The 6,879-nt window shown below is 54.5% G+C and carries 6 protein-coding genes; all 6 read right to left on the minus strand.

Translation table 11 applies throughout. From position 1 onward, the window contains the following. Window positions 1-3 precede the first annotated feature (3 nt). Window positions 4-1,212, minus strand: coding sequence for a putative cytokinetic ring protein SteA (gene steA, locus KHW85_RS07720; RefSeq protein ID WP_291459459.1), 1,209 nt, complete (start codon window positions 1,210-1,212; stop codon window positions 4-6). Beyond that, window positions 1,209-2,894 carry a DNA repair protein RecN gene (gene recN / locus KHW85_RS07725; protein WP_291459460.1) on the minus strand — a complete coding sequence of 562 codons (1,686 nt, stop codon included), beginning with the start codon at window positions 2,892-2,894 and terminating at the stop codon, window positions 1,209-1,211. Before recN ends, steA begins: the two co-directional genes overlap by 4 nt. Then, entirely contained in the window at window positions 2,891-3,748 is an 858-nt protein-coding gene (locus tag KHW85_RS07730) for an NAD kinase (protein WP_291459461.1), read from the minus strand. The genes recN and KHW85_RS07730 overlap by 4 nt, the downstream gene beginning before the upstream one ends. Before the next feature lie 14 nt (window positions 3,749-3,762). Next, on the minus strand, window positions 3,763-4,614 hold the full coding sequence (locus KHW85_RS07735) for a TlyA family RNA methyltransferase (protein ID WP_291459462.1): 852 nt from the start codon (window positions 4,612-4,614) through the stop codon (window positions 3,763-3,765). After that, complete coding sequence (locus KHW85_RS07740) at window positions 4,614-4,751, minus strand: hypothetical protein (protein ID WP_291459463.1); 138 nt, start codon at window positions 4,749-4,751, stop codon at window positions 4,614-4,616. Before KHW85_RS07740 ends, KHW85_RS07735 begins: the two co-directional genes overlap by 1 nt. Window positions 4,752-4,753: 2 nt before the next feature. Then, a partial coding sequence (locus KHW85_RS07745) for an HAD-IIA family hydrolase (protein ID WP_291459464.1) occupies window positions 4,754-6,879 on the minus strand: 2,126 nt, incomplete at its 5' end.

Consider the following 6,879-nt stretch of genomic DNA (forward strand, 5'->3'; position numbering starts at 1 on the left):
TCCTTATGCAGTGAGTGCGCCAGCCCAGTTGGCTAGCTCAGAGGTTGCTGAATTCGTTGGGGACCACAGGTGCGAAACCCAATCCCACACTCCGGTAAATAGGTCATGTCCCCAAGGAGTTGACCAGAGCGCAACACCCATTGAGATCAGAAGAACGCATGACAAGAGGAAGAGCGAAGCAGCGCGTATACGGCTTCGATAAGTAGCACTGACAGCCCGAGCTGGAATCAAAAGATCACCGGCTCGCAAACGAATCAAGAACGCCGGGGTGACGACCGAACGCGAAAGCTCAAGATAGTCCTCAAGCTCGCGTGCATCTCCCGCAACAACAATCGCGGCCGGATCCATAAAGCTCAATACACTGATCGCCACATCAACTGCTGCTGCGGTGAGATCGACCTGGTGATAGTCGACGCCCATACGATTGAGACGCTCACGCCCTTGATCACCATCGTGAGCACGCGGAAGAACAATTTCTGCGCCGCTGCGCAAGATCCTATCCGGTACTTCAGTCATATCACCGACAATGATTGCCGGCTTTAGATGCGCACGCCGCGCGCGAAGTGCACCACCCTCAACCGCGACGACGATGGGCTGCGTGTCGCGAATCCACTGACGAAGATCTTTCAATTGCTGGCTGGATCGAGGGGAATCACAAACGAGAAGAACCTGCTGACCCGCAATCTTGGTCGATAGCTTCGGATAGCCTTCGCCGTGAAGAACCGCAGCGCCTTCATTTTCTAGGAATGTGGCAGTGGATGCTTCAAAAGCCTGTAGTTGGTCAGAGAGAGTCTGATCGGCATCGGGAAGCTCATCCTCTAGCGGAGAGTGCGAATCGTATCGGTTCCCCTGCGCGATTCGCTTCCCCTTACTTTGAATTTCAGAACCAACGATCCTCACCGTGTCGCCGTCTTTGAGGGCCCACACATCTGGTCCGCAATCATCAATCAGTACAATGCCTGCGTCAAGAAGTGCCTGGGGTCCGCGGCTTCGAACACGACCGGTCACCGAAAGCTGTGCATTAATCACAACTCGTGCGCCGCTTTCAATAAGAAGCTCAGCGTCTGCCTGAGTGAGATCGTTATCCTCAATCAGTAAAAAATCACCGTTGTCGACCTGAGGAACCTTCTGGTGTAGGTCTCTGGCAATCCATACACGTCCCTCAATCGAGGTAGCATCGCTACCTGAAAATCCTGATTTTTCTTCCGTCACGCCTTCGATTGTGGCATGTCCTGGCCTAGGAGCTCATAAGCATGTCGGCGCGCCGCCTCAGAGTGTGCATCCCCACTCATCATGCGTGCAAGCTCAGCGGCACGTTCTTCACCCTCAAGCACACGGATTGAGGTTCGGCCATCCATTTTCTCGATATAGAGATGGTGATCAGCATAAGCAGCAACCTGCGCGAGGTGAGTCACGACAATAACTTGATGATGCTCAGCAAGCCGAGCAAGACGAGCCCCAACCTCCACTGCCGTTTTCCCGCCAATTCCCGAGTCAACCTCATCAAAGATAAAGGTGACATCACTGTCAGACTCCCCCAATATCACCTCTAAAGCAAGCATGACGCGAGAGAGTTCACCTCCGGAGGCACCCACACCTAGGGGACGGGGTGGCGCTTGCGGATGCGGCTGGAGAAGCATCACGGGGTCTTCAAGGCCGTGAGACTGCGGAGTGTGTTCCTCCCAATCGACACTAAAAGACGCATCAGGCATCGAAAGAGAGTGAAGTTCATGTGTCACCTTTGAACTGAGTTCTTCTGCCAATCGCCGGCGCGACTGAGCCAGCGCTTCACCAGCTACGAGCACCTGTGTTTGAGCTTTCTCAAGCTCCTTCTCCACAACCTCTGGACTGTCGTGTTGTGCAGTTAGTGCTTCAAGGCGTGAACGCGCATTCTTCTCCCACTCGAGAAGTGAGGGAATATCACTTGCTCTTCCCTCCATGAGTTGACGTAGGGAGGAGCGGCGGGAGTGCAACGCAGCCAAAGCCTCGGGATCGGCTTCAACAGTTGAGAGGTAGTGTGCTAGATCATCACGGACACTGGCCAGTTCCATTGAGGACTGCTTAAAGCGCTGTCCGATAGAGGCAAGTGCATGGTCCACACGCGCCCCCATCCGAAGCGAATCAAGAGCGCGACCAATCAAATCGAGGATGCCATCGGTATCTTCATCTCCATCAAGGAACTCAACAGCAGTGCCAACATGACGGCGGAGATCTTCCGTGTTAGTCAGGCGCTGAATCTTTGAAAGGATCTCTTCTTCTTCGCCTTCTTGAGGCTTGAGAGAATCAAAAAGTGCCAACGCGCTCGAAAGCTCAGAAATCTCTTCCTGTCGCTCACTCGAAGAACGCCTCAGTTCACGCAAACGCGAGCTAAGATCGACGGCTTTCTTCCACGCCGCGCTGTACTCATTGATCAGATTCTGGTGTTCGTCTCCACCGTAGGAATCCAGAGCCTCTCGTTGAGCACTCGTCGAACGAAGACGAAGCTGATCTGATTGACCATGAATAGTGACAAGGGAACCAACGATCCTCGAGAGAGCAGCAGCCGGCATCGCGCGTCCTCCGAGGGCAGCACGCGATCGTCCGTTTCTCGGAATTGTCCTCGAAACATATAGGAGGTCGTCATCGAGCTGTGCGCCCATCTCTTCCAGTTCGTCGGCAAGAGTGCGCGGAACCGAAAAAACCCCGTCAACACTTCCACGATCAGAGGCATTTTCGTCGCTGCTTTGACGAACGATCTGGGGGTCGGCTCGTCCCCCTAAAAGCAAGTTAAGGGAAGTAAGAACCATAGTCTTGCCCGCACCTGTCTCCCCGGTCAGCACGGTAAAACGTGGAGCGAAATCGACATGAGAGCTTTCAATAACTCCCAGGTTCTCGATATCCAAAGACTCGATCACTTGGCGTTTCCTTCCGGGGTCCTCCATCCACGGACAGGCAAGTTAAACTTCGTCACCAGACGCTCAGCGAAAGGAGTATGCTCCATTCGAACCAGGCGCACTGGATTTTGTGATACTCGTGCGACTACTGAGGTGCCGGCAGGTGCAATCGTTCGACGGAGGCCATCGCACCAGACTTCAGGAGCACTCCAATGCTCTTCATTAATCACAACTTCAATCGTCGACCCGGGACCCACAACGAGCGGTCGAGTGAAAAGCCCATGCGCCGCAATCGGAGAAATCACAACAGCTTCCGTATCGGGCCACACAACCGGACCACCGGCGGAGAAAGAATAGGCGGTCGACCCCGTGGGTGTCGCGAGGATCATTCCATCTGCACCATATGTTGAAACGTCCTGGCCATCGACTACCAATACAAGGTGTACAGGGTGGGCGGGATCGGTGTGCTTCACAACCGCATCATTAAGCGCCCAATCGGTGATGAGATTTTCACCGGGGAGTTTGATGGAAATATCCAAAGTTGAGCGTTTTTCCTCGTGGTACTCCCCCAGCGCAAGGCGATGCATCAGAGTGGGAATTGACTCCGGCGAGGCCTCGGCTAGGAAACCCATGTGGCCAGCATTGATCCCGAGCAGGGGAATATTGAAGCGACGAGCTGATTCAGCAGCCGCAAGGATGGTGCCATCTCCACCCATCGCTAGGACCAGATCAGGCCCATGATCATTGGGGAGGTTCTCTGCCTCATCTTCACCAATAACTTCAATTCCAAGTTGCGTGAGCTCACGCACTGCAACTTCAGTTGCGGCAATAGCAGCAGGGCGTTGAACGTGCCGAACCATGAGAATTCTTTTCATGAATACCCCTCTCCCTATGCATTCTTGTGCAAGTGAGTGCCAGCACCGCGTCCTGCAGGCCCCTCATCAATGGCTTTTTGAATCGATTCAGGGATCTGAGAATCCTCAAGGGCCTCAGGATGGTTTGCACGCATGGAAACAAAATACTCGACGTTTCCGGATGGACCGGGAAGCGGAGATGCTTGAACAGCGGCAATCCCCAAGCCGAGGCCTCGTGCGCAGTCGATTACCTGAGTAATAGTCTCGCAGTGATGATCAAGGTTCCGCACGACCCCACCGCTACCCAAACGCTCTTTTCCAATCTCAAACTGCGGTTTGACCATTAAGAGGAAGTCAGCATCGGCGGCGGCAACGCTCACGAGAGCCGGAAGAACGAGTGTCAAAGAAATGAAGGAGAGATCCCCAACAACCAGCCCTGGGGCTGGGAGGATATCGCCTGCCTTCATTAGGCGCACATTGGTTCGATCCATAACTTCGACTCGCGGATCACTCTGAAGACGCCATGCCAGTTGACCATAACCGACATCGACAGCGACAACGCTGGCTGCGCCCCGACGAAGAAGCACATCAGTAAAACCGCCAGTAGATGCTCCAGCATCCATGCATCGACGCCCCTGGACAATCGGCGCGTGTTCACCCAATGCGTCCAAGGCACCCGCAAGCTTAAAAGCTCCGCGAGAGACATAATCGGGATCATCGCCCTGAGTAATCACCAATGCCTGGGCCGGATCCATTTGACGAGCAGGTTTTTCAACAACCTGCCCGTCAAGAAGAACCCGTCGCTGGGCAATGAGTTCTTGCGCATGAGAACGCGAACGGACCATCTTGCGCCGAACAAGCTCAGAATCGATACGCCGTAATTTCATCAGCTTAGGCGTCCTTCTAGTTCACCACGAAGGCCTTGATCGAGCTGTCGAAGCAGTTCGATCTGCTGCGCGACGGGAAGCTCATCAAAGTTATCAGGCAATGATGAGCCGCCCACCTCGCTTGCCTCTAAGGACACGATCAGTCGTCCTCTCCGTCAAGATCACTGGTCTGAGCCAGAAGCTCTTGGAGGTCTTCTTCACCGGGGAGGAACTCTAGGGTTTCAGCCACACCTGAGACATTCTCTTCGGAAATGACACCTTCTTCGGATTCCTCAACAGGCTCATCGAGAGCTTCGAAGTAAGCCGAAGGATCGTCATTTGGTACCACCGCCAAAGTCGGGCAGACAATCTCAATCTCTGAGGGTGAATCCCATGCAGCTGCTGCAAGAGCGCGGTAAGAGTCCATACTGATGACGGCTCCTTCTCGCAACTCGACGTCATCAAGGGTCAAGTGTCCATCACGACGCAGGCGTGCAACCTGAGAAATACCGCAAGTCCACGTTCCATCAGCATGGTGCTTGGGCGAAGGATGCTCTTCAAGTAGTCCGCGCATATCCAATGCGAGGTAGCTTGGACGCTGTCCGCGAGGTGCACAAATCACTGCTCGAGCATCGTGAACGCCGGTGAGCACGTGGAGTGCAGGAATACCTGCAGCAACCGCGCCGAGAATATCGGTTTCAAGTCGGTCACCGACTGCGATCGGATTTTGACTCTCGATCAGTTCTGCGCCACGCTGGTAGATTCCAGGTTCCGGCTTACCCGCAGCAATCGGCCGCTTGCGTGTTGCATAGCTGACTGCGCGTACTAATGCACCATTGCCCAGTGCGAATCCGCGCTCCTGTGGAAGGGTGGCATCCAAGTTGGTTGCAAAGAACTGAGCACCGCGTTCCAAGGCAAAAGCAGCCTCAGTAAGCTGGGCCCAAGTAACCGAAGCATCAAAGCCTTGAACGACTGCTGCAGGCTGATCGTCTGCACTCTCAACCAAGACATAACCGGCCTCGCGAAGTGCCTGCCGCAGTCCCTCTCCACCAACAACGTAGACTGAGGCACCCTCTTCAAGGTGTTCGCTCATCACTGCAATGACATCCATGGCAGAGGTCATAATGTCAGATGGCTGTGCCTTGAACCCAAGCTCATCAAGCTGGGCAGCAATCATTGCTGGGGTGCGTGAAGCGTTATTGGTGACAAAACCAATCTTCAGACCTGCTTCACGAGCTTCTTCGGCTGCCTGTGCCGCGTGTTCGATTGGAAGCTTGCCTGCGTACGCAGTGCCATCCAGGTCCAAAAGGGCTGCATCAAAGTTGGTGTACAGAGCACCCTTCGAGCCCTTCAGAGGTGAGCGACGATCATCCACATCGGCATCTGCAAAGAGGCCCACATCAACGATATCCGGGTCCTCTTCCTCTTCTGGAATTTCAGCCTCCACCTGGGCTGCTTCTTCTTCACGTCCGAGTTCACGAAGACGATCTGCCTTGACTGACATAAGACGGCGAAGGAATTCAGGATCTGCATCCGAGCCGAGCGTTGCGATCGCATCGTCAACGATGACAAGGCCAACTTCGTTTTGTCCCAGATCGGCACGCGCACCGGAGGAAACAAGCACTAGTTCGACTTGTTCTGCAAGATCAAGCTGGGAGGTATCAGTCTGGTCGATAATTTCGATGGCTCGCTCGGGGCGTCCCAATCCACGTTCACAGTCTGCTTCAATGGCGCGCAAAGAAAGATCACCACGGAGGCGTCGCATAGCGCGAACCTCGCGCAGTGCTTCCTCATAGTAGCCTGCTGCGTAAGCAGTAAGGGCCGAGGCCTCGCGAACAACGTCGACACGTCCCGCGCGCGATGCTGCAGCCTTTGCGTGCTTGTAAGCAAGCTCAGGATCAAGGTCGATCAGTTGGCCCGCCATCACAAGGTGGCGCGCGACGATATCGCGATTGATTCCTGAAAGCGTGGAAAGTGCGCGAAGCGCATCTTTATCAAGTTCTTCAGCAGAAACGCCTGCGGGAATCGTAGGTTCGTCGCCATTGGGAGCGGTGTATTCATCACGCGAACGCGGCGCGCTCGAACGCTGGGTATCACGGAAATTACGTCCTCCGCGCTGATCACCACGTTCATTACGGTCAAAACGACGATCCGAACGCTGACCATCACGACGATCACGAGAGAAACCACGCGAATCACGATCAAAGCGGCCAGAACGCTCACCACCCTGGCGACGATCTCCATACTCAGAAGAACGGAAATCACGATCAGAACGCTCAAAACGAC

This window comes from Actinomyces sp. oral taxon 181 (assembly GCF_018370895.1).
Classification (GTDB): domain Bacteria; phylum Actinomycetota; class Actinomycetes; order Actinomycetales; family Actinomycetaceae; genus Pauljensenia.